25 protein-coding genes and 1 tRNA gene are annotated in these 25,571 nt (G+C 55.2%); 19 read left to right on the top strand and 7 right to left on the bottom strand.

All coding sequences use genetic code 11. The features are described from left to right. Window positions 1-10 precede the first annotated feature (10 nt). Together xthA and G7W63_RS15260 are read left to right on the top strand one after the other, a co-directional pair. Window positions 11-823 carry an exodeoxyribonuclease III gene (gene xthA, locus G7W63_RS15265; RefSeq protein WP_166259997.1) on the top strand — a complete coding sequence of 271 codons (813 nt, stop codon included), beginning with the start codon at window positions 11-13 and terminating at the stop codon, window positions 821-823. Next, the gene (locus G7W63_RS15260) at window positions 820-1,449 is read left to right on the top strand and encodes a TetR/AcrR family transcriptional regulator (RefSeq protein ID WP_166260252.1); all 630 of its coding nucleotides are present in this window, start codon (window positions 820-822) and stop codon (window positions 1,447-1,449) included. Before xthA ends, G7W63_RS15260 begins: the two co-directional genes overlap by 4 nt. On the opposite strand, the gene G7W63_RS15255 is transcribed toward G7W63_RS15260, so the two are convergent. Continuing rightward, complete coding sequence (locus G7W63_RS15255) at window positions 1,443-1,880, bottom strand: phasin family protein (RefSeq protein ID WP_166259993.1); 438 nt, start codon at window positions 1,878-1,880, stop codon at window positions 1,443-1,445. The two genes, G7W63_RS15260 and G7W63_RS15255, sit on opposite strands and share 7 nt — an antisense overlap. Before the next feature lie 466 nt (window positions 1,881-2,346). Between G7W63_RS15255 and G7W63_RS15250 the strand changes: the two genes are divergently transcribed. The 8 genes from G7W63_RS15250 (at window position 2,347) to G7W63_RS15215 (ending at window position 10,805) form a co-directional block, all read left to right on the top strand. Beyond that, on the top strand, window positions 2,347-2,790 hold the full coding sequence (locus G7W63_RS15250; RefSeq protein WP_166259989.1) for a YeeE/YedE family protein: 444 nt from the start codon (window positions 2,347-2,349) through the stop codon (window positions 2,788-2,790). Next, window positions 2,787-3,227, top strand: coding sequence for a YeeE/YedE family protein (locus G7W63_RS15245; protein ID WP_166259985.1), 441 nt, complete (start codon window positions 2,787-2,789; stop codon window positions 3,225-3,227). Before G7W63_RS15250 ends, G7W63_RS15245 begins: the two co-directional genes overlap by 4 nt. A 17-nt stretch (window positions 3,228-3,244) precedes the next feature. Continuing rightward, on the top strand, window positions 3,245-3,685 hold the full coding sequence (locus G7W63_RS15240) for a protein tyrosine phosphatase family protein (RefSeq protein ID WP_166259982.1): 441 nt from the start codon (window positions 3,245-3,247) through the stop codon (window positions 3,683-3,685). A 3-nt stretch (window positions 3,686-3,688) separates the two neighbouring features. Continuing rightward, window positions 3,689-5,443: a SulP family inorganic anion transporter gene (locus G7W63_RS15235; RefSeq protein WP_166259978.1), complete on the top strand. Its 1,755-nt coding sequence runs from the start codon at window positions 3,689-3,691 to the stop codon at window positions 5,441-5,443. 114 nt (window positions 5,444-5,557) lie between these two features. Continuing rightward, entirely contained in the window at window positions 5,558-6,649 is a 1,092-nt protein-coding gene (gene hemH, locus G7W63_RS15230; protein ID WP_166259975.1) for a ferrochelatase, read from the top strand. Window positions 6,650-6,921: 272 nt separating this feature from the next. Continuing rightward, entirely contained in the window at window positions 6,922-7,767 is an 846-nt protein-coding gene (locus G7W63_RS15225) for an SDR family oxidoreductase (protein ID WP_166259972.1), read from the top strand. A 450-nt stretch (window positions 7,768-8,217) separates the two neighbouring features. Continuing rightward, window positions 8,218-9,843, top strand: coding sequence for an FAD-binding oxidoreductase (locus tag G7W63_RS15220; RefSeq protein ID WP_166259969.1), 1,626 nt, complete (start codon window positions 8,218-8,220; stop codon window positions 9,841-9,843). Between the two features lie 113 nt (window positions 9,844-9,956). After that, on the top strand, window positions 9,957-10,805 hold the full coding sequence (locus G7W63_RS15215) for a PEP-CTERM/exosortase system-associated acyltransferase (RefSeq protein ID WP_166259966.1): 849 nt from the start codon (window positions 9,957-9,959) through the stop codon (window positions 10,803-10,805). Window positions 10,806-10,942: 137 nt separating this feature from the next. On the opposite strand, the gene G7W63_RS15210 is transcribed toward G7W63_RS15215, so the two are convergent. Beyond that, window positions 10,943-11,767, bottom strand: a complete 825-nt coding sequence (locus tag G7W63_RS15210) for a THxN family PEP-CTERM protein (protein ID WP_166259963.1) — start codon at window positions 11,765-11,767, stop codon at window positions 10,943-10,945. Between the two features lie 746 nt (window positions 11,768-12,513). Next, window positions 12,514-12,604 (bottom strand) — tRNA-Ser (locus G7W63_RS15205). A 280-nt stretch (window positions 12,605-12,884) separates the two neighbouring features. Between G7W63_RS15205 and G7W63_RS15200 the strand changes: the two genes are divergently transcribed. The 5 genes from G7W63_RS15200 (at window position 12,885) to G7W63_RS15180 (ending at window position 15,131) form a co-directional block, all read left to right on the top strand. Next, window positions 12,885-13,580 (top strand): Bax inhibitor-1/YccA family protein, encoded by a 696-nt coding sequence (locus G7W63_RS15200; protein ID WP_166259960.1) that lies wholly within the window; start codon window positions 12,885-12,887, stop codon window positions 13,578-13,580. Between the two features lie 111 nt (window positions 13,581-13,691). Then, window positions 13,692-14,108, top strand: coding sequence for a sulfurtransferase complex subunit TusD (gene tusD, locus G7W63_RS15195; RefSeq protein WP_166259957.1), 417 nt, complete (start codon window positions 13,692-13,694; stop codon window positions 14,106-14,108). 5 nt (window positions 14,109-14,113) lie between these two features. Then, on the top strand, window positions 14,114-14,461 hold the full coding sequence (locus tag G7W63_RS15190; RefSeq protein ID WP_166259954.1) for a DsrE family protein: 348 nt from the start codon (window positions 14,114-14,116) through the stop codon (window positions 14,459-14,461). A gap of 35 nt (window positions 14,462-14,496) precedes the next feature. Next, on the top strand, window positions 14,497-14,802 hold the full coding sequence (gene tusB / locus G7W63_RS15185; protein WP_166259951.1) for a sulfurtransferase complex subunit TusB: 306 nt from the start codon (window positions 14,497-14,499) through the stop codon (window positions 14,800-14,802). Between the two features lie 5 nt (window positions 14,803-14,807). Further along, on the top strand, window positions 14,808-15,131 hold the full coding sequence (locus G7W63_RS15180) for a TusE/DsrC/DsvC family sulfur relay protein (protein WP_166259948.1): 324 nt from the start codon (window positions 14,808-14,810) through the stop codon (window positions 15,129-15,131). A 48-nt stretch (window positions 15,132-15,179) separates the two neighbouring features. On the opposite strand, the gene G7W63_RS15175 is transcribed toward G7W63_RS15180, so the two are convergent. The 3 genes from G7W63_RS15175 to nfuA all read right to left on the bottom strand — a co-directional run bounded on the left by G7W63_RS15175 (window position 15,180) and on the right by nfuA (window position 17,668). Continuing rightward, complete coding sequence (locus G7W63_RS15175; protein ID WP_242634439.1) at window positions 15,180-15,554, bottom strand: hypothetical protein; 375 nt, start codon at window positions 15,552-15,554, stop codon at window positions 15,180-15,182. An 18-nt stretch (window positions 15,555-15,572) separates the two neighbouring features. Continuing rightward, a complete protein-coding gene (locus G7W63_RS15170) occupies window positions 15,573-16,736 on the bottom strand; it encodes a DUF445 domain-containing protein (protein ID WP_166259945.1) in 1,164 nt (387 codons plus the stop codon). Window positions 16,737-17,080: 344 nt separating this feature from the next. Further along, window positions 17,081-17,668: a Fe-S biogenesis protein NfuA gene (gene nfuA, locus G7W63_RS15165; protein WP_166259942.1), complete on the bottom strand. Its 588-nt coding sequence runs from the start codon at window positions 17,666-17,668 to the stop codon at window positions 17,081-17,083. A 185-nt stretch (window positions 17,669-17,853) separates the two neighbouring features. Here nfuA and metH point away from each other — a divergent pair, with 185 nt between their 5' ends. The 4 genes from metH (at window position 17,854) to G7W63_RS15145 (ending at window position 24,454) form a co-directional block, all read left to right on the top strand. Further along, complete coding sequence (metH, locus tag G7W63_RS15160; RefSeq protein ID WP_166259939.1) at window positions 17,854-21,555, top strand: methionine synthase; 3,702 nt, start codon at window positions 17,854-17,856, stop codon at window positions 21,553-21,555. A 44-nt stretch (window positions 21,556-21,599) separates the two neighbouring features. Further along, the gene (locus tag G7W63_RS15155) at window positions 21,600-21,857 is read left to right on the top strand and encodes a DUF2970 domain-containing protein (protein ID WP_166259936.1); all 258 of its coding nucleotides are present in this window, start codon (window positions 21,600-21,602) and stop codon (window positions 21,855-21,857) included. Between the two features lie 448 nt (window positions 21,858-22,305). Next, entirely contained in the window at window positions 22,306-23,958 is a 1,653-nt protein-coding gene (locus tag G7W63_RS15150) for a nitrite/sulfite reductase (RefSeq protein WP_166259933.1), read from the top strand. After that, on the top strand, window positions 23,951-24,454 hold the full coding sequence (locus G7W63_RS15145) for a DUF934 domain-containing protein (RefSeq protein WP_166259930.1): 504 nt from the start codon (window positions 23,951-23,953) through the stop codon (window positions 24,452-24,454). The genes G7W63_RS15150 and G7W63_RS15145 overlap by 8 nt, the downstream gene beginning before the upstream one ends. Before the next feature lie 69 nt (window positions 24,455-24,523). On the opposite strand, the gene G7W63_RS15140 is transcribed toward G7W63_RS15145, so the two are convergent. Then, the gene (locus G7W63_RS15140) at window positions 24,524-25,519 is read right to left on the bottom strand and encodes a YhdH/YhfP family quinone oxidoreductase (protein WP_166259927.1); all 996 of its coding nucleotides are present in this window, start codon (window positions 25,517-25,519) and stop codon (window positions 24,524-24,526) included. Window positions 25,520-25,571: the final 52 nt, after the last annotated feature.

Below are 25,571 nucleotides of genomic sequence, written 5' to 3'. Positions count from 1 at the left end.
GATAGCAGCCATGATGTTCGTATCTTTCAACGTCAACAGCATTCGTACCCGAATGCACCAGCTAGAAGCCGTTATCGAAGCGCACCAGCCTGATTTTATTGGCCTCCAGGAAACCAAAGTCAGCGACGCGGACTTCCCCCTTGAAGCCATTGAGGCCCTGGGGTATCACGTTCACTTTCACGGCCAGAAAACCCACTACGGCGTTGCGCTTCTCTCTCGCATTCCACCGGATCGGATAATCAAGGGCTATCCCGGCGATGACGGTGACGCCCAAAAGCGCCTGATTACCGGGCATTTCACGATTGGTAGCCAGATGCTTACGGTCATCAACGGTTATTTTCCCCAGGGTGAAAGCCGTGACCACCCGATCAAGTTTCCTGCCAAGCAGAAATTCTACGCCGACCTGATGACCTACCTCGATGAGCTCGACGACACTGACACCAATCTGGTGGTGATGGGTGATATGAACATTTCCCCTACCGACCAGGACATTGGCATAGGCGCGGATAACGCCAAGCGCTGGTTACGGTCCGGCAAATGCAGTTTTCTTCCAGAGGAACGGGAGTGGCTTGGCCAGATTGAAAGTCGCGGGCTGACCGATACCTTCCGGCACCTCAATCCCGTGGAGTGCGATACCTTCAGCTGGTTTGACTATCGTAGCCGGGGGTTCGAACGTGAGCCTAAACGGGGCCTGCGAATTGACCTCATCATGGCCAATGAGGTTTTGCTGCCTAAAATCCGGGCGGCCGGAGTTTCCTACGAGGTGAGGGCCATGGAGCGACCATCGGACCACTGTCCGGTCTGGGCTGAGTTTGAACTCTGATGAAGGTCAAGACCCGCGACCGCATACTCGATACCAGCCTGGCCCTGTTCAATATCGTGGGCGAACCCAACGTCACTACGCTACTCATTTCTGACGAGCTGGATATCAGTCCCGGTAATCTTTATTACCATTTCAAGAGCAAGGGTGACATTGTCGGGGAGCTTTTTGATCGTTATGAGGCGGAGCTGCTGGACCTGGTTACGGTGCCCGAGGATGCGGAGATATCCCTTGAGCAGCAGGGGTTCTTCCTGCACCTTCTGTTCGAGGGTATCGCCCGTTATCGATTCCTGTACCAGGACCTGGTCAATGTACTGTCCCGCTATGACTCCCTACAGACGCGCTTTCGACGCCTGCTGCGCAAGAAGGAAAAAGCCTTTCGCACAATATGCGACAGCCTGAGACAGCAGGAAATCATGCTCATTGGCGATCGGGAACTTGATGCCCTTTGTGAACAGCTTACCTTAACTATTTGTTACTGGGTAAGTTATGAAAGCCTTTCCCATCTTGATGACCGGGAATCCGTGGATCTTGGGCGGGGGGTTTTCCAGATGCTTCAGCTGCTCGCACCTTACCTCCGGGAGGAAGACCGCGAGCAGGTGCTGGCCATGAGCCAGGACTATTACTGAGGCGGTTTTTTCGGGCTTTTAGCGGTGGTCTGCGGTACTGACTTCTTAAGCTCGCGCAGTTCCTGCTCCAGGGCTTCAATCCTGTGTTCCAGTGACTCGATCTCTTCGCGCCGGTGAATACCCAGGCGACGCAAGGCCCCCGAGACCCGCTCGTCGAACAGGTGCTCAAGTTTATCCCAGGTTCCGGTTGCCCGGCCGCGGACGTCTTCCACCCGGTGCTCCACAGACTTCACGTGTTTTCCGACCACACCCCGGGTCTTACTTTCAAGCTCTTCGCCTTCGTTGACCAGCCGCTCAAAAAAACGTCCGGCATCCTCTTCCGCTTTGGTGTAAGCGCCCAAGCCAGCCAGCCATATCTGACGTGCAGAATCCTTGATTTTACCGGCGAGCTGAACATCGTTGTCCGGTTTTTTATCCTGCTGATCTGACATAAGTACACCTTTTACCTTGCAGCCAATTGGCAGACCATCTGCCAACACATGCATTGTATTACACCAGTGTCTCGATTTCAGTGGTTTGGCTGTGGCGTGGGTATAAATGCCAATGCTCAGGAATTGAGCGTCTAATCAGGCTTTCGTTAGATCAAAATGTGATCAATGCTTTCAGCCAAAAACTTGAAGTGCTCAAAATATCGTCAATACTTTAAGTGATCAGTGCCCCTGCTGGCGCTGATCGTCTGGAAGTCTTTCATGGATACTACTCGCATGCCTCGCCCGGCTTTTCAAGCCGGGCTTTTTTTATCTTAAGGATTTCCCTCAAGCGTGCTGAATCAGGTTCGCTGCCGCCCTTTCGTTTCGCCCGCCAAAAGAATATTGTTCTTGCCTGATGAATTTGGACTGACCCGTACCCTTAGGTCCCATCCAACCAACTTGCGAGAAACCGAGGAGTTCACTTGTTATGACCATTGATTGGGCTTCGTTTACGCCCTGGCTCTCTTTAGCCGGCGGAGTGCTTATCGGGCTATCTGCTGCTGGCTTCGTGCTCCTGAATGGACGTATTGCCGGAGTCAGCGGTGTGCTCGGCGGTCTGCTGCAGCGACAAAAAGCAGACAGCTTCTGGCGCATCGCCTTCATCGCAGGTCTTCTGAGCGCACCGCTACTGTGGGCACTCGTAGCTGATCTACCACCCATTGAAGTCAATGCGAGCCTTCCGGTGGTCGTCATCGCCGGACTACTGGTCGGTATTGGCACCCGGTTTGGCTCCGGCTGCACCAGCGGACATGGGGTCTGCGGCCTGTCCCGCTTGTCCCCTAGATCGCTCATGGCCACTCTGTGCTTTATGGCTGCAGGCTTCGGAACCGTTTATGTCGTTCGCCACCTGGTCGGAGGTAGTCCACTGTGAAGTACAATCTTTCCTCATTTTTCTGTGGCCTGGTGTTCGGCCTGGGGTTGTTACTGTCCGGCATGGCGAATCCCGAAAAGGTTCTGGGCTTTCTGGATATTGCCGGTCTCTGGGACCCTTCCTTAGCCCTGGTAATGGCAGGAGCCATAGGTGTGGGCCTGATCGCCTTCACGGTCGCAGGCCAGCGGCAGAGGAGTCTGTTGGGATTTGAGATGGAACTGCCCACTTCCCGCTCCATCGATCGGCCGCTGGTCGTCGGCAGCCTGCTTTTTGGCGGCGGCTGGGGCCTGGCAGGTTTCTGTCCGGGGCCCGGCCTGGTTGCCATGGGCGCAGGAGAAATTAAGGCGATTGCCTTTGTCGGCGCCATGGTGGTCGGTATGATGATTTTTGAGCAGATCGAACAGGCCCGTAAAGCCCATGCCTTAACCCAAGCGTAACTTTCAAGAGATCGTACATGGACATTCGAACTATCGATGAGGACATTTCAGTCGCACCCCAGATATCGGTGCAGGACGTGGAAGAAATAGCCCGGTTGGGTTTTCGCACCCTTGTGGCCAACCGTCCAGATCAGGAAGACCCGGGTCAACCGGCAATGACAGATATTGAATCCGCAGCAAGGGCCCATGGCCTGCAGTGGATCTACCTGCCGGTGGAGTCGGGTAACATCACGGAAAGCGATGTGGATCATTTTGCGCCCATGTTTGAAGAAGCGCAAAAACCCGTCTTGGCCTTCTGTCGCTCGGGAACCCGTTGCACGGTGCTTTGGGCCCTGAGTAGCTCCCGCAAGGAACCGGTGATGCCAGTACTCATGAAAGCCCAGCGTGCCGGCTACGATCTCAACGGCATGAAGCCGAGACTGGAACAGCAGGCCCGCCAGCACGCCCGGAAAGACTGAACGATGAGGCAACGCCTGTTGCGCTACATACCGGCGATCGGCTGGTTGCGCCGCTATGACCGCCATGCCCTGGGGAATGACGTCGCTGCGGCAGCGCTTGTCACGGTGATTGTCATACCCCAGTCCCTGGCTTTTGCGCTGCTGGCCGGGCTGCCCGCGGAAGCTGGCCTCTACGCAAGTATTCTGCCCTGTATTTTTTACGCCATTTTTGGCACCAGCAACACCCTTGCGGTCGGTCCTGTGGCGCTGATTTCCCTTATGAGCGCCGCGGCGGTGGGCGATGTGGCTACCCAGGGCACGGCAGGGTTCATGATCGCCTCTATTTACCTGGCCCTGCTGTCAGGGCTGATACTGCTTGTCATGGGCCTGCTGCGTCTCGGCTTTCTTTCAAACTTTATCAGCCATCCGGTCATTTCCGGTTTCATTACCGCTTCCGGCATCCTCATAGCCGCCAGTCAGATGAAGTATCTGATGGGTATAGACGTGCCTGGCGACAACGCCGTGGAGCTGGCTTTGGGCTTTTACCGGAACATGGACGAAACCAGTTTTCCGACCCTGGCGCTGGGACTGCCTGCCCTCGCCTTTCTCTACCTGATGAGGGATCATTTGGGACCCTTCCTAGCGCAAATAAAGGTCAGTAACCGGGTCTCTGTCATTCTGGTACGCCTTGGGCCTGTGATCGCGGTCGTGGTTGCCACAATCCTCGTAAGCTGGTTGAACCTTGCCCAACAAGGCATTGATGTTGTTGGTGAAGTTCCGGCGGGCCTGCCTCCGCTGGCGCTTCCTCAGGGCTCACTTGAACTGATTCAGAACCTGATGGTGCCCGCCATGCTGATCAGCATTGTCACCTTCGTCGAATCAGTGTCCCTGGCCCATAAGCTTGCGGCGCGACGCCATGAGCGCATTGACCCTGACCAGGAACTTCTGGGCCTGGGGACGGCCAATATAGCCTCAGCATTTTCAGGCGGTTTTGCCGTTGCGGGTGGGTTCTCACGCTCAATCATTAATTACGACGCCGGTGCCCGGACCCCTGCCGCAGGGGCCTTTACCGCCATTGGCATCGGCTTGATCACATTGTTCTTCACCCCGCTATTCAGCAATTTACCAAAAGCCGTGCTGGCAGCTGCCATTATCATTTCCGTGCTTTCGCTGGTGGATTTCCGAGCGGTCCGGGAAACCTGGAAGTACTCCCGTCACGACGGGGCTGCTCTGGTTGGCACCATCGGGGTGACCCTGGTGTTTGGTGTTATACCCGGCATTCTCACCGGCATAGCCCTGTCACTGATACTTTACCTCTGGCGCACCAGCCGTCCCCACAGCGCGCTGGTTGGCCGAATCCGTGGATCCGAAGCGTTTCGCAACATTGCCCGCCATGATGTGGAGACCGATCCCCGCGTGCTGATCCTGCGGGTCGATGAAAGTCTGTATTTCGCCAATGCGCGTTATCTGGAGGATCGGGTATTTACGGTCATTGAGGAGCAGCCGCAACTAGAGGAATTCATACTCATGTGTCCCGCTGTCAACTATATCGACGCCTCGGCGCTGGACAGCCTTGAGGCAATCAATGGCCGGCTGCATGATGCCGGCATAAGGCTTCACCTTTCCGAAGTCAAGGGCCCCGTCATGGACAAGCTGAACCAGAGCCGTTTCCTGCAGGGCCTGAATGGCGATGTTTTCATGACGACCTACGAGGCCTGGTGCGAGCTTCGCACAAAGCCCGCTAATACCGACCCCGGCGCGGTTCATCCCGACTCCTGATTCGGTCTTTTTAAGTGGCCACGTAATCCTCGGCCTGATCCGGTTCGTAAGTCCTCCGGGTCGGGCGGCGCCTGACAGGGTTCACAACCAAAAACTAAGAGGTTTGAATGAACTATGCAGTATAAAGGCGAAACAAATTTCCGTCACGACCAGCCTGAACGCCTAGGTATTCTGGTGACCAATCTAGGCACGCCTGATGCTCCCACTCCCAAAGCCCTGAGGCGTTACCTGGCGGAATTCCTTTCAGACCCGCGGGTGGTTGAGTTACCTCGGTTCCTTTGGTGGTTCATTCTTCACGGTATTATCCTGAGATTCAGGCCCAAAAAATCGGCCGCAGCCTACAAAAAAGTCTGGCAATCGAAGGGCTCACCTCTGCTGACCAACACTGCAGCCCAATGCGAAGGTATTCGCAAAGCCTTGCGCGAAACCTATGGCCAGTCCGTCATCGTTGCGTTTGCCATGCGGTATGGCAATCCGTCCATTCCCGACGTTCTGGAAGAGCTAAAGAGTCAGGGCGCCCGCAAGCTACTCGTGCTGCCGCTCTACCCGCAATACTCCGCGTCGACCTCAGCCTCGACCTTCGATGCCATAGCCAGGGAGTTTCTGAAAAGCCGCTGGCTACCGGACCTGCGGTTCGTCAGTCATTACCCGGACTTTCCCCCCTATATCGAGGCCATGGCTAGCCGAATCAAGAGTCACTGGGATAGCCACGGGCGCAATGAGCTGCTCATCATGTCCTTTCACGGGGTACCGTTGAAATACCTGAAAAAAGGCGATCCTTACCATTGTGAATGCCACAAGACCGCCCGCCTCATCGCCGAGCGTCTCGGTCTGGAGAAGGGCCAATACATGACCACCTTCCAGTCCCGCTTCGGCGCCGAGGAATGGCTCAAGCCTTATACCGACGAAACCCTCAAGTCGCTGCCTGGCAAAGGTGTCAAGACCATTGATGTGGTCTGCCCCGGCTTTTCGTCTGATTGTCTTGAAACCCTTGAAGAGATAGAGGAAGAAAACCGGGACTATTTCATCGAGGCCGGGGGCACCGCTTTCAGCTATATTCCGTGCCTTAACGACAGTCCCGAGCATATCGAGGCTTTGACTGCGCTGATCGAGGTAAACATTCAGGGCTGGGGCATTCCAACCAACACTCCAGAGGAACTGGCGCTGCGTGCCGAGCGGGCCAAGGCAATAGGCGCCCAGGCCTGAACGATCCACGGATACCGCTGCCGAGGCTGGTTACGGTAGCATCGTTGCTGCAATGACCGCCCCTGCCACCATCTCTGCCATTCGGGAGGCAGTGGCCACCTCAGCCCCATGAGGTTTTTGCGCTATCCCACCGATGGTCGCAAACCGTGCGGTCCGGCAGAACCAGTTATTGCGGCGTCACTCTGAACGAGAACATGAGTGGCGGCCTGGAACTTTATCCTCGGCGGTTTCCGGCGGAGTCCGGAACCGATCAGCAACACAGGAGAACCAGCATGCTGAAGAACCCCCTTAGCAGAAGGAAACCGAACCGCGCGTCCACTGAATTCAAGGGCCAGGTCGTCTGGATTACAGGCGCGTCCTCGGGCATTGGCGAAGCTCTGGCCGTTGGACTCGCAGCCCAAGGCGCCAAATTGGTGCTGTCCGCCCGTCGAAAAGCGGAGCTCGAGCGAGTTGCCATGCGCTGCCTTCAGGCAGGTCTGACTGAAGTCGACGTGATGGTTCTGCCCCTCGACGTAACCGACCTCGAAGCCATGCCGGAAGCCACGAATACGGTACTGGACAGGTTCAGTCACATCGACTTGCTAGTCAACAATGCCGGCCTGTCGCAACGATCGCTGTGCAAGGATACTGACCTCGACGTCTACAAAAAACTACTGGATGTTGATGTGCTGGGCCAGATCGCGTTGACCAAGGCGGTACTGCCCCACATGCTCCAGCGTCACAGCGGCCATATCTCTGTCACTGCCAGTGTAGCGGGCAAAGTGGGCGTGCCGAACCGTACGGGTTATTGCGCTGCCAAACATGCCGTGATGGGCTTCTTCGACGCCTTGCGTGCGGAGGTGGAAGATGACGGCATCAAGGTATCGACCATCGTGCCTGGATTCATCAATACCGCTATCGCCCACAATGCCCTGGCCGCCAATGGCGAGGCTTACGGGAAAGACGATGCCTACATTGAGGGCGGCATGGATGTAGATGAAGCGGCCCAGGTGATTATCAGAGGCCTGGCTCGTGGAACACGGGAGATTCCCGTTGGTAAAGGCAAGGAAATGTCAGCCCTGTGGGTAAAACGTATCTCACCCGAGGCGGTATTCCGGATAACCAGGCGCTTGCGTTAGCGCCTGGTTAATGAGAACAGTGCTGGCGCGCGTCGGAGATGTGTGAAGCCGGGTCGTCACCCGGCTGCACTGACACAAAAAAAAGCATTCAGAATGTGCGCTTTTTACATACTGTCAACCCAATTCGCGAAATATCATATATTACTTTTATTATCAGCAACCTATAAAACAAATACGCTCGAAATGCATCTCCTGCCCACGGCCAATAGTACAAATCTTAACCTAAGTTAAGTCGTTTTAATCAACAGGCCACTGTGCGATTTCCCTTGATTTACTCCAACTCCCTGTTTGCAATTCACTTCTTTAACCGACACCGTTTCTAATGCCGTAATGCTACGTCATAGTCTTACCCACCGTATCGCGCCTATAATCGTCGCGCATCAATGAACAACGCGTTAGCAAATGTTAACAAAGCATTAAAAAAACTCATCGATAAATCGGAAAGCGCCAGTGAATAGCACCTCTATCGAGTCTGCAATTGCTGAATGGGCCGACCTCCTGGGTGAATCCGGAGTAGTCCCGGCCAGTTCAGCCGACTATGGCGCCTCCACGATAGGAACAAGGCGCTCAATTCCTGCGGTGCTCCGGCCAGAAAATCAGGAGCAGGTGGCGGCAGTTCTAAAGGTGGCTCAAAAATGGTGCGTTGCCGTTTACCCCGTGAGCACAGGCAACAACTGGGGTTACGGGAGCGCCAACCCTGTCGAAGACGGCTGCGCCGTTCTTGATCTCAGCCGGCTTAATCGTATTTCCGATTTTGACCCGGAAATGGGCGTTGTAACTGTTGAGCCCGGTGTAACCCAGGGCGCCCTTAGGGCCTTCCTCGACCGACATGATGGCAATTACCTCGTTCCGGTGACGGGCGCGGGCCCCACCTGTAGCCTTCTCGGAAACGCACTTGAGCGCGGCTATGGCATCACGCCCGTCACTGACCATTTTGCAGCAGTGACGAAAATTGAAGCGATCCTGCCCGACGGCACGCTCTATCGAACCCCCCTCAGCGAACTGGGCGGCGAGGAAATCGACAGACTGTTCAAATGGGGCCTGGGCCCCTATATCGACGGTCTTTTCAGCCAGGGCAACTTTGGTGTTGTGGTGAAAATGACCATTGCCCTCGCTCCAGTTCCGGAAACTGTGACCGCGTTTTTCTTTTCTCTCAAGGATGACGCCAGACTTGAAGCTTTGGTTCCAACCATCAGAAATGTATTACTCGCACTCGGCGGAACAGTTGTAGCAATCAACCTGCTCAACAACCAACGCATGCTCTCAATGATGACCCCTTTCCCTGCCGCAAAGGCCATTAACGGGGTTCTGCCTGCTCAAGAAGTAAACGATCTAGCAGACAGACACGGAGTTCCTGCGTGGAGCGGGGTTGGCGCGATTTATGCTTCGAAGGAAGTAGCGAAAGCGGCTAGACGTACGCTAAGGCGGCTTCTTGGCCCGGTTACCGATCGGCTCATCTTTATCAACCGGCGAAAAGTTGACACTGCGCGAAAGCTCGCCCGTGTGCTCCCGGGCAGACTGGCGTCCCGGGTCATGGGAATGGCAAATACACTTTCGGGGGCTCTGGAAATAATGCATGGCACCCCTAATGACGTTGCACTGGCACTAGCGTACTGGCGGTCTGGCGACCTGCCCGAACCCGGCAAGCCGAAGAATCCGGCACGGGATGGCTGTGGACTTATATGGTTTGCACCGCTGGTCCCGATAAGGGGTAACGATGTGCGCCGCTATATCGAGATGATCGAGCGCATCTGCCCTGAATACGGTGTGAACCCATTAATTACGTTGACTACGATCAATGATCGCTGCTTCGACTCAACCGTTCCCCTGCTCTTTGATCGCAGGGACCCTGACGCGACGGCAAGGGCCAAAGCCTGTTACCAGGCCCTGCTTGAGGCGGGCCGCAGAGAAGGCTTTCTGCCCTACCGACTGAATATTGACGCTATGAACACTTTGCAAACCGGTGGCTCCGCTTTCGCCAGACTTGCCAGTCAACTGAAAGCAGCAGTCGACCCCAATTTTATCTTGGCGCCCGGACGTTATGTGCCCAGGGTAAAGCGCTCCGAGGTCTTATGAGCTGTAGCCTCGATACAACCGTACGCCGTCAGTTGAGGTTAGGGCGGCGTATTTCTTACCACCACACTATCGGCATAACAGCTCCCTGAGCGGGACAGTTTGAGGATCAAAAAATGAACACAGACTTTGCTCTTCAGCATGAAACAAGAAATACAAAAAACGATCAACTACACCAAACCCAAGAAGACGTCAGTACTATTTTCAACTCTGTATTCAACGTCCAGCTAGCGACTTCCCCCGAGGTTATCAACGAAGTTTACGAAGTGCGTTATCAGGTTTACTGCATAGACCGACCCTTTGAGGATCCCAATTGCTTCGCCGATAAGCGCGAGCATGATTCCTACGACCCTCGGTCCGCACATGCCCTCATACGGCACCGGATAACGGGAGATAGCGTTGCTGCTGTTCGTCTGGTTATGACAGGTGATAACCCTGAGAATGCCGACTTTCCCATGGAAGGCCACTGCGTCCCTCATATGGATCTGGATGCGCAAAGTGCCATTGCAGAAGCGCCCCGGGAGAAGATCGCCGAAATTTCCAGGATGGCAGTCAGCCGGGAATTTCGGCGACGTCTCAACGAGGATAAGTCAGTCTCTGGCATCAGTGATTCCGCCTACTACAGCGACTCGGAAAATGGCAAGCGCGCTATGCCCTATATCAGCCTCGGGCTTTTCGCCGCTATTCTCCAGATGTCGGTCAAACATGGCATAACCCATTGGATGGCAGTCATGGAGCCAGCACAACTGCGGCTGCTAAAACGTTTCGGGGTGGAATTCGATCATGTAGGCCCCGTGATTGAGTATCACGGCCGCCGACGCCCTGCCTTCACCGAAGCGGCGTCACTGATTGAGGGTATAAGGCTGCGGCGTCCCGATGTCTGGTCGCTGATCACTGCTGATGGAAAATATTTACCAGCTCTGCCGGATTCCAGCTATGGCTCTGCCGAGAGGCGCGTTGCCTAAACTAACCCCAGCGCAAGCTGGACTGGTCAGCCACGGCACCTAAGTCATATAGATTAGCTGGAAACGAAAAAGCCCCCGCATTAAAACGGGGGCTTTCTTTTTAGCACAGACAGTCTAAACGTTGTTCTGTCTAAACCTTATGCCTTAGCTGCTTTTCTCTTGCGTGACAGACCAAGACCCGCGAGGCCCATGCCCAGCAGTGCAAGGGTGCCTGGCTCAGGTACGCTTACCGGAGTGGCAGCAATACGGAACCGTGTTTCAAAGTTGTTTACATTTTCTTCCGCAGTCAGAAGGCCGATGCAACCGGCAGCAGCGCCGGCGTCGGTGCAGGCATCTGCACCCAGTGGAACCAGACCTGCAAGCTCAGTGTAGACTGTATAGGTATAGTCGTCGATTGTGAACGACGGTGATGCGAATTCAAAGCCGTCAGTAGTACGCTCAGCACCTAATTCATCAATGTTGCCGACCGTGAAAATGTCATCACAGTTAGAAACTGCACCAGCGACACAGTTTCCGTTGTTCAACGTTTCGCTAAAGAAACTGTTGAAAGTACGAGACTCGGAGGCTAGGGAGTCACCAGCGGGATTGGCCGGAGTGAGCGTCAATATTGAGGTCAGGTCGAAGTCCTCAAGTGCAGCACCCCTGGCAGGAAGAGCATTATTGGTGTGGGTGAATGTTCCGCCCTGTACATAGCTACCGTTCGTCATAAGGCCGCTATCTGCTGATACATCAGTGATCGCGATGGACGATTGCGGTCCGTCTCCGACACCCCAAGAAAGTTGGTTGTTACCCTCATTAGCAGTAACCCCGCCCTCTTCGCCTGGAGTCGAAGTCCAATTGGAGAACGTGCTCTGAACGTCATAACCCCAATCGGTGATCAAAGCCGCGCTGGCAGACTGTGCGCCCAGGGCGAAAGGTACGATTAGGGATGATAGAAGCGTTCTTTTAAGGACACTGTTCATAGATTATTCCTCCTTGATTGTGAACGCTGCAGCTGGATTCAAAAGAAGCAGCTCAGCGGTATATATAAGGTTGCATCAAGCGTGCCACATCTTTTTTTACTTTGTTTACCAATGCCTTACCTGGTTTTATTATTATTTGAAAAACAAAGGTGTAAGCATCTTCGACATTTAATGCCCCTATAATGAATCGCTTAAAGCGTCATGTGTTTTTTAGCGTGATATATATGTGACCCTGATTAGGCAAAAGCGCCCTTACCGTTCCTTTTACCTAATTTCAAAATCAGGCAGAAACACTATAGAAACGCTAAAAAGTTACCTGCGTCCCAAAATGCGTAAATTATGTTGACGCCCGGAAAAGACGGTACAAAACGGGCAGGTCGGGCAGGACGAGCGACACCCGCGAGCTAAACTTTCCTGACGACAGGTAGCGCCAGATCTACCTGGACAAACAGAGAATGCAGATAACAGCCAGTTCCACAGATTGAGATGGGCTATCTCTGGCTGAGCGGTAATTGTTGCAGTCAGCGAGCAAGAGGCAGATTTTTATGCTTCTGCTTCTGCTTCTGCTTCTGCTTCTGCTTCTGCTTACAGGCTGAGAGCCAGGAAAAAGATTCAACTGAAGCTATCTTTCAGTCTGCCGTCGCTGGACCCCTAGCTTAGCAATAGAAGAGATTGATTCAGAAAGAGTCGAAGGTCGTAAAAAAGCATACAAAAAAAGGCCTAGACTCTCGTCTAGGCCTTATTGTTGGCGGTGGGCCAGGGATTCGAACCCCGGGACGGCTACTAACCGTCGGCGGTTTTCAAGACCGCTGCATTAAGCCACTCTGCCAGCCCACCTGAAACTGTTTTCAAACTTCAACTGTCTATGAGCCCGGAGTGCCCAGAACTTCATTCTGCCTTAATAATTGGCAGAGCCCAATAGGGGCCGACGACAGCGGTGTGCATGATACCGGAAACCGTCTCTCTGTCAACGCTTGCGCTCCCGGCTAAAACATTAACTCAGTTTAATGGAATATCCAGTCTCCTTTACGGTCATAAATGATTGAAAGTAACCGCTCTGCCATTATGATAGGCTTAGTCAGGTTACATTAACGTGGTGTTGCAACCGGAGATTATGATGGAAAACAGACGTTTCAGTGTCCCCCAGGATCAGGCTGCTCACTCAGCCTCCCAAACCGGGACCGCAACGGGAATCAGCGCAGATGCAATGAAGGTGCTGCGCAACACTTACATGCTTCTGGGTATGACGCTGGCGTTTTCAGCGGTCATCGCATTCTTCAGCATGAATGCGCCTCATCCTGGCTTCCTGATCACCATCGTCGGGTACATCGGGTTGCTCTTCGCTACCTACAAGCTTAAAAACAGCCCCTGGGGCATCGTGACAACGTTCGCCCTGACCGGATTCATGGGCTACACCCTGGGCCCGATCATTGGGGCCTACGTTGCGAACGGCGCCTCTCAGATCGTTGCTAATGCTCTGACCCTGACTGCCCTCGCCTTCGTTGGGCTTTCAGCTGTCGCTCTTGTCACAAAAAAGGATTTCAGCTTCCTGGGCAGTTTTCTAACCGCGGGTGCCTTTGTTCTGATTGGTGCGATGGTGCTTGGTATTTTCCTTGAAAGCTCAGCATTCCAACTTGCGATTTCTGCGGGCTTCACGATCTTCGCCTCAATCATGATCCTGTTTGAGACAAGCCAGATCATAAAGGGCGGCGAGCGTAATTACGTGATTGCGACCGTTGGCCTGTATGTGGCCATCTACAACCTGTTCCTGAGCCTGTTACACCTGCTGACAGCCTTCAGCGGCGACAACTAAGCCGCATCAGTGAAGCCGACCCCGGCCCTGTGCCGGGTTTTTTTATGTTCAGGTTCAGCTGATTCACAGGTTACACTTCACACACAGCCCTTTGACCCAGGTACGCAGACTATGGCGCAGACCCAGAGCCTGTCCTACACCCTCGTCATCACAGGCGCGCCCTACGCCAGCCAGGCTCCACAGACCGCCCTCGGGTTTGCTTCAGCCCTGGTGCAGGCCGGGCACCGTATAGATCGCATCTTCCTTTATGGTGACGGTGTTCACCTTGCGTCGGCCCTCTCCTGCGCGCCAAGCGATGAGATAAACTGGACCCAGGCGTGGTCCGGCTTCCTCAGTGAAAACGGGATTCCGGCTATCGTATGCGTCGCCTCCGCACTGCGCCGTGGTGTTCTCGATGAAACCGAGCAGAAACGCTATGGAAAGATGGCCTCGAATCTGGTGTCCCCTTTTGAAATTGCGGGGCTTGGAGAATGGATCGATAGCCTGAAGCGGTCTTCCCGAACCCTTTACTTTAACGCTGCGGACTGATTCCGATGAAAACTCTCATCATTGTCGATAAGCCGCCCTACGGCGACTGGAGCGGTCGAGAAGCTCTTGATATGGCGTTCTCCCTGGCTGCTTTCGATCAGCCCGTCAGCCTGCTGTTTGTGGGCGGTGGCGTAAACTGGTTGAGGTCGGGGCAGAATGCCGAAAATATCAAGCAGAAAACGGTGACCAGGCAACTGGGTGCTGCGGCAGTGTTTGGTATTGAGGAGTTTCTGGTTGATTCAGAGGGATTGAGCGCCTACGGCATGGCAGCGGACGCCTTGTCCGCTGATGTAATCTGTGTTGAGCCGGGACCGGACCTTTATCAACAGTACCAGCACATAGTGTGCCTTTAACCCATGCGATATGCCTTTGATCCATGGAGTGCAGTATGCCTTTGACCCAAACCGGAACTGAACTGATGCCCGTGCTTCACGTCCTCAACAAGTCACCCAACCATCCCCGTTTCGGCTACTGCCTCGCCGCGCTGGCCGATAACGACGCCCTGATATTGATCGAGAACGCCGTGTTCGGCCTCGGGTCAGCCAATCGGTTCAGATGTCGGGTATATGCCCTGCAAGATGATGTCAAAGCCCGGGGTCTGCCGTCGCCAAGTGCTGGCGAGGCCATCGAACTGGTCGATCTGCCCGGGTGGGTCACCCTGACAGCCACCTATTCCCGCATTGTCCACTGGTGACGCGTATGTCTGATAACAGCGCCGCCCGAAACAGTGAAGGATTTCTCGAAAGTGCGGACGACTGGACACCGGAACTGGCGATTGAAATCGCCGCTGAAAGCAACATTTTATTAAGCGACAATCATTGGGAAATCATTGCGTTACTCAGAGAGTTTTATAATGAACATCAAGTATCACCGCCATCGAACCGTCTGTTTGTGAAAGCGGTCAACATGCGTCTGGGGGAACAAAAGGGCAACAGCATCTACCTGATGCAACTGTTTTCAGGCACCCCTGCCAAGACTGCCTGCAGGATTGCGGGGCTGCCCCGCCCCACCAATTGCCTCTAGATAAACCCGGTCCCACATCTTTCGCCTGGAAAAGACTGCAGCCTGCGCCTACCGTGGGTCCTCATTACGACGGTAGCCCTCCTTGGAAGATGTTGCGCTATGCTCCGCCGCCCGCTTCTGGACTTGCTCGGACGAGCCCAGGAAGCTGCTGAGCCCATTTTCAAAAAGATCAGAGCCGAATTTCAGGAACTGCCTGGTACTGTCGCGTGCGGTGTTTTCCGGAAGATCCCGCAGGGTTTCCCGCACGCCGGTTCTGACACCTCGGGTTACGCGGGGCTCAATGTCGTGGGTAGCATCAATCAATTCCCTGACCTTCCGATCGAGGTACGGCCTGATTACCCACCGGTAAAATCCAGCCAATACCACAACAACAACCAGGGCCGTAACCAGGCCGTGCAGTGCCAAACCCATCCAGAAAGACATGCGGTACTCCTTCAGTTTTCAGGGCCAATAGAGGAAGACGCCCCACTGCAGTGCGCCAGCAAGCGCGCCGAGCAATCCTCCCACCAGCATCAGTTTGAATTCTTCCTCTTTGAAGGCGGGTCGCAACACATCCTGAAATTCCTTAGGTTCAAGGGCCTTCATCTGCTCCGCCAGCACAGCCGCAACGACGGGTGCACGCTCCTGATTAAAGCGAGGGTCACTAAAAATATGTTGTGTTGCGCTAACCGCCTTGTTGTTCATGGCCTTCTTCAGGTCGGTATACCCGGTCATACCCACGGTGACCTGAGCCGTCAGCTTCATGACTACCGAATTATCCAGTAGTGGCCTCAGGTGTTTCTGGATAATGGCCCGGGTTCGGTCACCGTGTTGACCATGGACCATGGCATCAGCCACTTTCTCAACTGTAATCAGCTCCTGGGCCACTAGACGACTCCACACGTCGCTTATCTCTGACTGTCGGCGCAGGAACAACCCCTGGATTTTCCAGAAGCCAACCCGGGTAGGTTTCAGGGGCCGAAAAATCAGAGTGATTGCCAGCCAGTTTGTTACAAACCCGACCACAAAGCCCGCTGACGGCAACAACCAGGGCTCGGGATACCGCAACCACAGAGGCACGATGACTGCACCCAGAATGCCGCCAATGACAAATCCTCTGTTAATGACGGATCTCAGCTCAACCGAGCCGGCTTCCTGGAAAATCCGGTTCATCAGGTCCGGATGTGTCTGCAACTCCCGACTAAGCAGTGCCTTTAGGTCCACCAGTTCGGCCAGGTCGTCACCGAAATCCTCTACCAATGACTCGATCCGTGACGGTAGCTGCTCCCGTGCCCACTGGTAGATACGGCGACGCACGAAATTGGGCAGGTTATCCCAGAGCACTGGCTGAATTTCGTACATTACTTCATCAATATACTCATCCAAACGGGGATTAACCTGAGAAAGGACCTGTTCAACTATGCGGGTGGGTTCCAGCTTCTGGTAAACAGCATTGAGGTCGCCGAATTGAACCAGAGTCCGATCAATACAGATATGTGCCATCTTCTCAGCTTTGCCCGGAATTACGCCCTGCCAGCTGAAAATGCCGAAGTCCATCCGATTCACAGGATAGAAAGACATCTTGATAGCGAGCCAGTTCGTACACCAACCGACAATTGCCGCCATTAATGGCACTGACCATAGCGCTACATCTGCCAAGACAAACCCCGTATAGGTGAAGATCAGACGCGCGGGTCTGATATTTTTATGCCGTTGCCATGCTAGCCTGCACCGGCTTATCAGTTATTGAAAGGATACTCTGTCATTTCACCGGCATCGACATTGGCCGCACCGCCCGGAAATGCCGGACAAAGGCGCCGCCTGGGTTCAGCCCATAAAAAAACCGGCGAGAACGCTCGCCGGTTTATGACATTTCAAATGGTGGTCGCCCTTTATCGGTGATTGATCAGTTTCACACCGCTGGGGGTACTTTCCATTCTTTTGCCTACCACTGCCATTTTCTTGTCCTACTACTGATAGTAGGCGTTTTCCTTGACCGAATGGTCGGTAACATCCCGCACGGCCGAGATCTCCGGCACTCTTTCCTTGAGAGTGCTCTCGACGCCCTGCTTCAGGGTGAGGCTGACGGCACTGCAACCCTGACAACCACCGCCGAACTTCAATACCGCTACGGATTCGTCCACGACCTCTACCAGGGAAACATCACCCCCATGGGATGCAAGCCCGGGATTGATCTCTGACGCCAGCACATAACGAATACGGTCCGGAAGCGGAGCATCGTCGTCAATTTTGGGCACCTTCGCATTAGGGGCCTTGATCGTCAGCTGACCACCCATCTGATCCTTGGAATAATCAACATAGGCTTCCTCAAGGAAGGGAACCGAGTTGTGATCCAGGTAAAGGGTAAAGACGTCAAGATCCACCTGCTCGTCTGTAGGAACGATCTCGTTGGGTGGGCAGTACGCCAGACAGGTTTCGGCGTGCTTGGTCCCTGGCTGGGTTACGAAGATGCGCACGCCCATGCCCTCGACGTCCTGCTTGTCGATCAGTTGCGCGAGATAATCTCGCGCTGAATCAGTCACAGTCACCAGTGCCATGTGTTCCACCTGTTGAAGAATATACTCTTTATTTTAGGCCAGTTCGCAGCAACTTAAAAGACCTACTAAAATAGTCGGCTTTTAGGGCGCAGATTGACATAAGTGATTACACATCACGACGCAAAGGCGCATTTTTGCTATCATCCTGCGCCCAAATGACATAAATGAAGCCCGGAAGCATCCGTATGACCAACGACCGCGACACCCGCCTGAAGCAGCTCAGGCAAGCCCTGGAAAACCGCATTATCATTCTCGATGGCGGCATGGGAACCATGATCCAGAACCTCAAGCTGGACGAGTCTGCGTTTCGCGGTGAGCGCTTCAAGGACTATGATCGGGAGGTCCAGGGTAACAACGACCTGCTCAACCTGACCCAGCCTGCTCTGTTGCGGAATATCCATGCAGATTACCTGGCAGCTGGCGCTGACATTATTGAAACCAACACCTTCAACTCCACCCAGCTGTCCCAGGCGGACTATGGCCTGGAGCCGATTGCTCGGGAACTGAACGTCGCCGCCGCGCAACTGGCCCGTAGTATCGCCGACGAGTTCACCGCCAAGAACCCCGACAAACCGAGATTTGTCGCAGGGGCTGTCGGGCCGACCTCACGCACTGCGTCCATTTCACCTGACGTCAACAACCCCGGTTATCGCAACGTCGATTTCCAGACACTGGTCGATAACTACTACGAGGCCGTGTCCGGGCTTGTCGAAGGCGGTTGCGACCTGATCCTGATTGAAACCATCTTCGACACCCTTAACGCCAAGGCCGCCATTTACGGCACCCAGCAGTTCTTTGAAGACAGCGGCATCGCACTGCCCATAATGATCTCCGGCACGATCACTGATGCTTCTGGCAGAACGCTGTCCGGCCAGACCACTGAAGCCTTCTGGAACTCCATAGCCCATACCAGGCCCATTTCCGTGGGCCTGAACTGCGCCCTGGGCGCGGACGCCCTGCGACCCTATGTCGAGGAGCTTTCCCGCAAAGCCACCACTTATGTCAGCGCTCACCCCAATGCAGGTCTTCCCAACGAGTTTGGTGAATACGACCAGACCCCGGAGGAGATGGCTGACATTATTGAAGGCTTTGCCCGTGACGGCTTCCTGAACATTATCGGTGGCTGCTGCGGTTCCCGCCCGGAGCATATTGAGGCGATTGCCGAGGTAGTCGCCAAGTACCCGCCACGCAAGATTCCGTCACCACCCAAGGCGCTCCGCCTGTCGGGGCTCGAGCCTTTCACCGGCGATGAGAACACCCTTTTCATAAACGTGGGTGAGCGTACCAACGTCACCGGATCAAAGCGCTTTCTGCGCCTGATCAAGGAAGAGCAGTACGAGGAAGCCCTGAGCGTGGCCAGGGACCAGGTCGAGAACGGTGCCCAGATTATCGACATCAACATGGACGAGGGAATGCTCGATTCCCGTGAGGTCATGGAAATTTTCCTCAAACTGGTGGCATCCGAGCCTGACATTTCCCGAGTTCCGCTCATGCTCGACTCCTCCAAATGGGAGGTCATCGAGGCTGGCCTGCGCTGCGTCCAGGGCAAGGCGGTGGTCAATTCCATCAGCCTGAAGGAAGGCGAAGACGAATTTCTCTCCCGTGCCCGTTCGTGCATGCGTTATGGAGCTGCGGTGGTTGTCATGGCCTTTGACGAGCAGGGCCAAGCCGATACCTACGAGCGCAAGACCGAGATCTGCAAGCGCTCTTACGACTTGTTGGTTGCCATTGGATTCGATCCAACCGACATCATCTTCGACCCGAATATTTTCGCCATAGCCACAGGCATCGAAGAGCACAACAACTACGCGGTTGATTTTATCAATGCCACTCGCTGGATTCGGGACAACCTGCCCCACGCCTCCATTTCCGGCGGCGTGAGCAACGTGTCCTTCTCGTTCCGCGGCAACGATGCCGTGCGCGAAGCCATTCACTCGGTCTTCCTTTACCACGCCATCAAAGCCGGCATGAACATGGGGATTGTGAATCCATCCCAGCTGGTGATCTACGACGACATCGAGCCGGAGCTCAAGGAACTGGTTGAAGACGTTGTGCTCAATCGCCGCGCGGATGGCACTGACCGGCTTCTTGAAATCGCCGAGCGCTACAAGGGCCAGGGCGGCAAAACCCAGGAGGAAGACCTGGCCTGGCGCGAATGGCCGGTTGAGAAACGCCTGGAGCATGCCCTGGTCAAGGGCATTACCAGCTACATTATTGACGATACCGAAGCCTGCCGGGTCCGCGCCGAACGGCCCATCCATGTCATCGAAGGCCCGTTAATGGACGGCATGAACGTGGTTGGCGACCTGTTCGGGGATGGCAAGATGTTCCTGCCCCAGGTTGTCAAAAGCGCACGGGTGATGAAGCAGGCGGTCGCCCACCTCATTCCCTACATCGAGGCGGAAAAGTCGGAAGACCAGCAGGCCAAGGGCAAGATCCTCATGGCCACGGTAAAGGGTGATGTCCACGACATTGGCAAGAACATCGTCGGTGTCGTATTGCAGTGCAATAATTACGATGTGGTGGACCTTGGCGTCATGGTGCCCTGCGATAAGATCCTTGAGGCTGCAGTCAGGGAAAAAGTGGATATCATCGGCCTCAGCGGTCTGATCACCCCCTCCCTGGACGAAATGGTACATGTGGCAAAGGAAATGCAGCGGCTGGACTTCCACATCCCCCTAATGATCGGTGGTGCGACCACATCCAAGGCGCACACCGCAGTCAAGATAGAGCCCCACTACAAGAATGATATCGCGCTCTACGTATCGGATGCGTCGCGCTGTGTAAACGTGGCGTCGCAACTATTGAGCAAGACAGCAAAAGCAGGTCTCGTAGAGGCGGCCCGGGTAGAATATGAGGACGTGAGGGAGCGTCGCAAGAACCGAACGATACGCACAAAACTGGTTTCCCTGAAGGAAGCCAGGGACAGGGCGCCCGATATCGACTTCGAGAAATTCCCCCCGGTCCGGCCAACCTTCACCGGTGTCCGCAGTTTCGACAATTACGATCTCAGCCTGCTGGCCGAGTATATTGACTGGTCGCCCTTCTTTATCGCCTGGGATATGTCCGGCAAGTACCCTGCCATTTTCGATGACCCGAAGCGGGGGGAGGCAGCGAAGACCCTGTTTGACGACGCCCAGGTCATCCTCAAGCGAATTATCGACGAGAAACGGCTTACCGCAAGGGGTGTTGTCGGATTCTGGCCCTGCAACCGCCGTGGTGATGACGTGGTGGTGTATACCGATGAATCCCGCTCGGAAGAACTTACGGTTCTGCATCACCTGCGCCAGCAGGATGAGAAAGCTCCAGGCAAGCCCATGATGACCCTGTCCGATTTCATCCTCTCCGAAGAAGCGGGATCCTGTGATTATATTGGCGGTTTTGCAGTGACCACGGGCATAGGCGCTGATGAGTTTGCCCAGGAATTCAAGGATGCAAACGACGACTATAATGCCATCATGGTTCAGGCCCTGGCTGACAGGCTGGCAGAAGCTTTTGCCGAGCACCTTCACGAGCGGGTCAGAAAAGAGCTCTGGGGCTATGATCCAGATGAAAGCCTGGACAGTGACGACCTGATCCGGGAGCGCTATAAGGGCATACGGCCTGCACCGGGGTACCCCGCATGTCCGGACCACACCGAGAAGGCCACCCTGTTCAGCATGCTCGATGCCACCGAAACCGCTGGCCTCAAGCTTACCGAGTCCTTTGCCATGTATCCTGCGGCGGCGGTCTCCGGCTGGTACTTCGCGCATCCCCAGTCCAAGTATTTCGGAGTCGGCAAGATAGGCCGTGATCAGGTTGAGGACTACGCCCGGCGCAAGGGCCAGACCCAGGCGGATGCTGAACGCTGGCTCTCACCAAGCCTTGCCTATGACCCTGCCGAGTAGCCCTTGATACCAGGGGCAGCGAGCACTTACAGAGAGGTACGGCCATGACCGGACAGCAAGCACCAAGGAACGAGCCAGCAAAAATGGAAGAGCCGCAGCAACCGCGGAAGAAGAAGCCGGGGCTGCTGCGAGTCATGCGCAGCATTCTTGCTGGTGCCCTGGGCGTGCAGTCCAGCCGCAATCACCAGGAGGACTTTGAGAGCAGCAGCCCGTGGCCTTACATTGTTTGTGGAATTCTTTTTACTGCGGGGTTCGTGGTAACACTGATACTCATTGTGCGCTGGGTTCTGGCGAGCCAGTAGGGCTTGCTACCGCAATCGCACTTTGTTTTGCAACCGTTAACCCGTCCGGATAACCGGCAGGTCTGCCGGCAAGACGGGCACAAGCCGGGCGGCTTTACTGACCGGCAACCCAGAAAACCGCTGCAAAGACGACCAGTGCTATCAGGGCTGTCGCTGCGATGGCATCTACCGCGCTATCTGAACGTGTGCTCTTACTCATTCCCTTCCCTCAATTATTGTTGTGACTGGAGTTAAAATGACGCTTACAGAGTAGGCACAGGGACACTAAAGTTCTAGCGGTCTTTAAGTACCAAATGTAATTACCATATTAAAAAAGAATCATTTTAAGCATAAGGCCTAACTGGTATTGTTGCCACCATCGCGCCGAACGTGCAAGCACTTCATGTGCCGGCGCAGGCGAAACTGCTTTGCTTCGGACTATACGACCTCAATTTCAGGAATCCGCACTATGTACGTTTACGACGAACACGATCGGCAGATACTTGCTGAACGCGTCGCCCAGTTCCGTCACCAGACGGACCGGGCCCTGGCCGGCGACCTTGCGGAAGACGAATTTCTGCCACTGCGCCTGCAGAATGGCCTGTACATCCAGCGCCTGGCACCCATGCTCAGGATCTGTGTTCCCTACGGCATGCTGAGGTCCGAACAGCTCCGGCGCCTGGCCCGGATCACCCGGGATTATGACAAGGGCTATGCCCACTTCACCACGCGCCAGAACGTTCAGCTTAACTGGCCGGAAGTGGAAGATGTGCCGGATATTCTCGCTGAACTGGCGGAAGTGGAAATGCACGCTAACCAGACCAGCGGTAACTGCATTCGCAACACAACCACAGACCAGTTTGCCGGCGCCCAGTCCGATGAGATTGTTGACCCTCGGCCCTACTGTGAAATCATACGGCAATGGTCTACCTACCACCCGGAGTTTGCCTTCCTGCCCCGCAAATTCAAAGTGGCGGTGAATGCGTCTGAGAACGGCGACCGGGCCGCGGTTCAGGTCCATGATATCGGGCTCGAGATCATCCGCAACGATCAGGATGAACTGGGCTTCCGTGTTCACGTTGGAGGCGGCCTGGGCCGTACGCCCATGGTGGGCCCGGTTATTCGGGAGTTCCTCCCGGAACTCGACCTGCTGACCTACCTTGAAGCCATCCTTCGGGTATACAACCGGTACGGGCGCCGCGATAACAAATACAAGGCCAGGATCAAGATTCTGGTGAAAGCGCTAACACCTGAGGCGTTTGCTGAAAAAGTAGAGGAAGAGTGGGCCCATACCAAGGACTCCCCGACCCGGCTCACCCCTGAAGCCATCCGGAAGATCCAGGGCTATTTTACTGAACCACCCTATGACAGCCTGAACGACAACCCACAGGCGCTGGTTTCAGCCCGCTCGGAAAGCAAAACCTTCGATAACTGGGTCAAGCGCAATGTAGACAGCCATAAGAAACCTGGCTACGCCATTGTCAGCCTGACCATGAAAAAAACCGGGATTCCGCCCGGCGATATCAGTGACCGGCAACTGGAAGACATCGCCGACCTGGCAGACAGGTACAGCTTCGGGGAGGCACGGGTAACCCACCAGCAGAACGTCGTCTTTGCTGACGTCCGCCAGGATGAGTTGTTCGAACTTTGGCAGGCACTCAAGCCCCTGGGTTTTGCGACGCCGAACCTCAACACCCTGACCGATATTATCTGCTGCCCGGGTGGTGACTACTGCGCCCTGGCTAACGCCAAGTCGATACCGGTGGCGGACGCGATCCAGCGTAAGTTCGATAACCTCGACTATGTTTGGGATCTAGGTGATATCGACCTGAACATTTCCGGCTGCATGAACGCCTGTGGCCATCACCACGTTGGCCACATCGGCGTACTGGGTGTGGACAAGAAGGGTGAAGAGTTCTATCAGATCAGCCTGGGCGGATCCTCCCAGCGGGACGCCTCGATTGGCAAGATCCTCGGGCCCTCCTTTGCGCGGGAAAGCATGCCTGACGTAATCGAAAAGATTCTTGATGTGTACGTGCAGAACCGCACGGAAGAGGAGCCTTTCCTCGACACCTACCGTCGCATTGGCATCAGCCCATTCAAGGAGCGCGTTTATGCCTGACATCATCACCCAGGAAGGCGAAATCAAGACTGACAAGTGGACCCTGGTACCACATCCGGAAGAAGGCGAAGCCCTTGAGCTGCCGGAAGGACCGGTGATGATCCCGGCAGAGCTCTGGCTTGCAGGCATTGACCATTACCGCGGACAGGAGCGTATCGGCGTCTGGCTTGAGAGTCATGACGAGCCTGGCATGCTGGCGGACTACGTGAACGAAGTGCCGATTATTGCAGTGAACTTTCCGAAGTTCACCGATGGCCGGGGCTACAGTTCGGCCCGCCTGCTCCGAGAGCGCTACGGCTACCGTAACGAGCTCCGTGCGGTAGGAGACGTCCTGCTCGATCAGCTCCAGTTCATGAAGCGCTGTGGCTTCGACAGCTATGCCCTTAGGCCTGACAAGGACATCCATCTTGCCGCCCATTGCCTGAATTTCTTCAGCCAGGCCTATCAGGCTGCTGGCGACACTGACCTACCCCTGTTCAGACGTCGCGCCTCCTGAGCCTCAGAGCCCGGAGAAATTAGAAGCGGCCTCACTCTGGAGGCCGCTTTTTTATTCGGCGGGTTACAGCTACAAGCTGTGATCGAGCACGATCTTGCCGTGGGAGTTACCGTCCAGAAAGGCCTTCAGCGCGCTATCTAGCTCTTCCTTGCCAATGGTTCTTGCGGAGCTTTCAGTATGGCCACAAGCCCAGGCGCCGCTTAGCTTATCCCAGACAGACTGCTTCTCCTCCGGTGGAATCTCGACCGAGTCGACCCCAAGCAGATTAACGCCTCGAAGTATGAAAGGCAGTACCGATGTCTGAACCTCCACACCTGCCACCAGACCACAACAAGAGACCGAGCCCCCGGGTTTGATGCGCTTGAGTAATTCGGAAAGTACAGCGCCCCCGACGGTATCAACCGCACCGGCGAACTCCGGCTTGAGCATCGGTTTTTTTTCCTCCGCCAGAAAGTCACGGCCTACCACTTCGGACGCACCCAGGGTCTTCAGCTCGCCGGCCTGGTCCGGCTTGCCGCTGACAGCGATGACCTCGAACCCGAGACGGGCCAGTAATTCAACGGCTACCGTGCCCACGGACCCGCTCGCACCCGTGACAACCACTTTGCCATGTTCGGGCTTGACCTTCATTCGCAAAAGTTTGCTGACACCTAAGCCCGCTGTCAGGCCGGCAGTGCCGTAAACCATGGCCTTGTGAGGGTTCCACACCTCAGGCATCGCAATACACCAGTCGGCAGGCACCCGGATGTATTCACCAAATCCCCCTGGGGTATTCATGCCCAGATCGTACCCGGTCACGATTACCTGCTGGCCCGCTGATAAGGCTCCGGCGCCTTCAACCACTTCGCCGGCCGCATCGATACCCGGAGTATGAGGAAAATTACGGGTGACGCCCTTATTGCCAGAGGCCGACAGTGCATCCTTGTAATTCAGAGAGGAGTGGCTGACTTTGACCAGCACGTCATTGGCCGGCAGGTCGGCAGTATTGCAGGTCTCAACCATGCCGATAAATTTACCGTCCTGTTCATGTACACGCCATGCCTGGTAGTCCAGGTTCTGAGTCATGGGTAACCTCCTGTTGGCCAGGCCAGAAACCGGGCCGTCGGTGCAGCCGCTG

This window comes from Marinobacter salicampi (genome assembly GCF_011074795.1).
Lineage (GTDB): Bacteria > Pseudomonadota > Gammaproteobacteria > Pseudomonadales > Oleiphilaceae > Marinobacter > Marinobacter salicampi.
This window is presented reverse-complemented; position numbering and strand designations above follow the sequence as displayed.

What these genes read in the sequence shown, in the direction of transcription:
- xthA (WP_166259997.1), top strand. Translation starts at nt 11, where the DNA reads ATGATGTTCGTATCTTTCAACGTCAACAGCATTCGTACCCGAATGCAC.
- G7W63_RS15255 (WP_166259993.1), bottom strand. Translation starts at nt 1,880, where the DNA reads ATGTCAGATCAGCAGGATAAAAAACCGGACAACGATGTTCAGCTCGCC.
- G7W63_RS15250 (WP_166259989.1), top strand. Translation starts at nt 2,347, where the DNA reads ATGACCATTGATTGGGCTTCGTTTACGCCCTGGCTCTCTTTAGCCGGC.
- G7W63_RS15240 (WP_166259982.1), top strand. Translation starts at nt 3,245, where the DNA reads ATGGACATTCGAACTATCGATGAGGACATTTCAGTCGCACCCCAGATA.
- G7W63_RS15235 (WP_166259978.1), top strand. Translation starts at nt 3,689, where the DNA reads ATGAGGCAACGCCTGTTGCGCTACATACCGGCGATCGGCTGGTTGCGC.
- hemH (WP_166259975.1), top strand. Translation starts at nt 5,558, where the DNA reads ATGCAGTATAAAGGCGAAACAAATTTCCGTCACGACCAGCCTGAACGC.
- G7W63_RS15225 (WP_166259972.1), top strand. Translation starts at nt 6,922, where the DNA reads ATGCTGAAGAACCCCCTTAGCAGAAGGAAACCGAACCGCGCGTCCACT.
- G7W63_RS15215 (WP_166259966.1), top strand. Translation starts at nt 9,957, where the DNA reads ATGAACACAGACTTTGCTCTTCAGCATGAAACAAGAAATACAAAAAAC.
- G7W63_RS15210 (WP_166259963.1), bottom strand. Translation starts at nt 11,767, where the DNA reads ATGAACAGTGTCCTTAAAAGAACGCTTCTATCATCCCTAATCGTACCT.
- G7W63_RS15200 (WP_166259960.1), top strand. Translation starts at nt 12,885, where the DNA reads ATGGAAAACAGACGTTTCAGTGTCCCCCAGGATCAGGCTGCTCACTCA.
- tusD (WP_166259957.1), top strand. Translation starts at nt 13,692, where the DNA reads ATGGCGCAGACCCAGAGCCTGTCCTACACCCTCGTCATCACAGGCGCG.
- G7W63_RS15190 (WP_166259954.1), top strand. Translation starts at nt 14,114, where the DNA reads ATGAAAACTCTCATCATTGTCGATAAGCCGCCCTACGGCGACTGGAGC.
- tusB (WP_166259951.1), top strand. Translation starts at nt 14,497, where the DNA reads ATGCCTTTGACCCAAACCGGAACTGAACTGATGCCCGTGCTTCACGTC.
- G7W63_RS15180 (WP_166259948.1), top strand. Translation starts at nt 14,808, where the DNA reads ATGTCTGATAACAGCGCCGCCCGAAACAGTGAAGGATTTCTCGAAAGT.
- G7W63_RS15175 (WP_242634439.1), bottom strand. Translation starts at nt 15,554, where the DNA reads ATGTCTTTCTGGATGGGTTTGGCACTGCACGGCCTGGTTACGGCCCTG.
- G7W63_RS15170 (WP_166259945.1), bottom strand. Translation starts at nt 16,736, where the DNA reads ATGGCGGCAATTGTCGGTTGGTGTACGAACTGGCTCGCTATCAAGATG.
- nfuA (WP_166259942.1), bottom strand. Translation starts at nt 17,668, where the DNA reads ATGGCACTGGTGACTGTGACTGATTCAGCGCGAGATTATCTCGCGCAA.
- metH (WP_166259939.1), top strand. Translation starts at nt 17,854, where the DNA reads ATGACCAACGACCGCGACACCCGCCTGAAGCAGCTCAGGCAAGCCCTG.
- G7W63_RS15155 (WP_166259936.1), top strand. Translation starts at nt 21,600, where the DNA reads ATGACCGGACAGCAAGCACCAAGGAACGAGCCAGCAAAAATGGAAGAG.
- G7W63_RS15150 (WP_166259933.1), top strand. Translation starts at nt 22,306, where the DNA reads ATGTACGTTTACGACGAACACGATCGGCAGATACTTGCTGAACGCGTC.
- G7W63_RS15145 (WP_166259930.1), top strand. Translation starts at nt 23,951, where the DNA reads ATGCCTGACATCATCACCCAGGAAGGCGAAATCAAGACTGACAAGTGG.
- G7W63_RS15140 (WP_166259927.1), bottom strand. Translation starts at nt 25,519, where the DNA reads ATGACTCAGAACCTGGACTACCAGGCATGGCGTGTACATGAACAGGAC.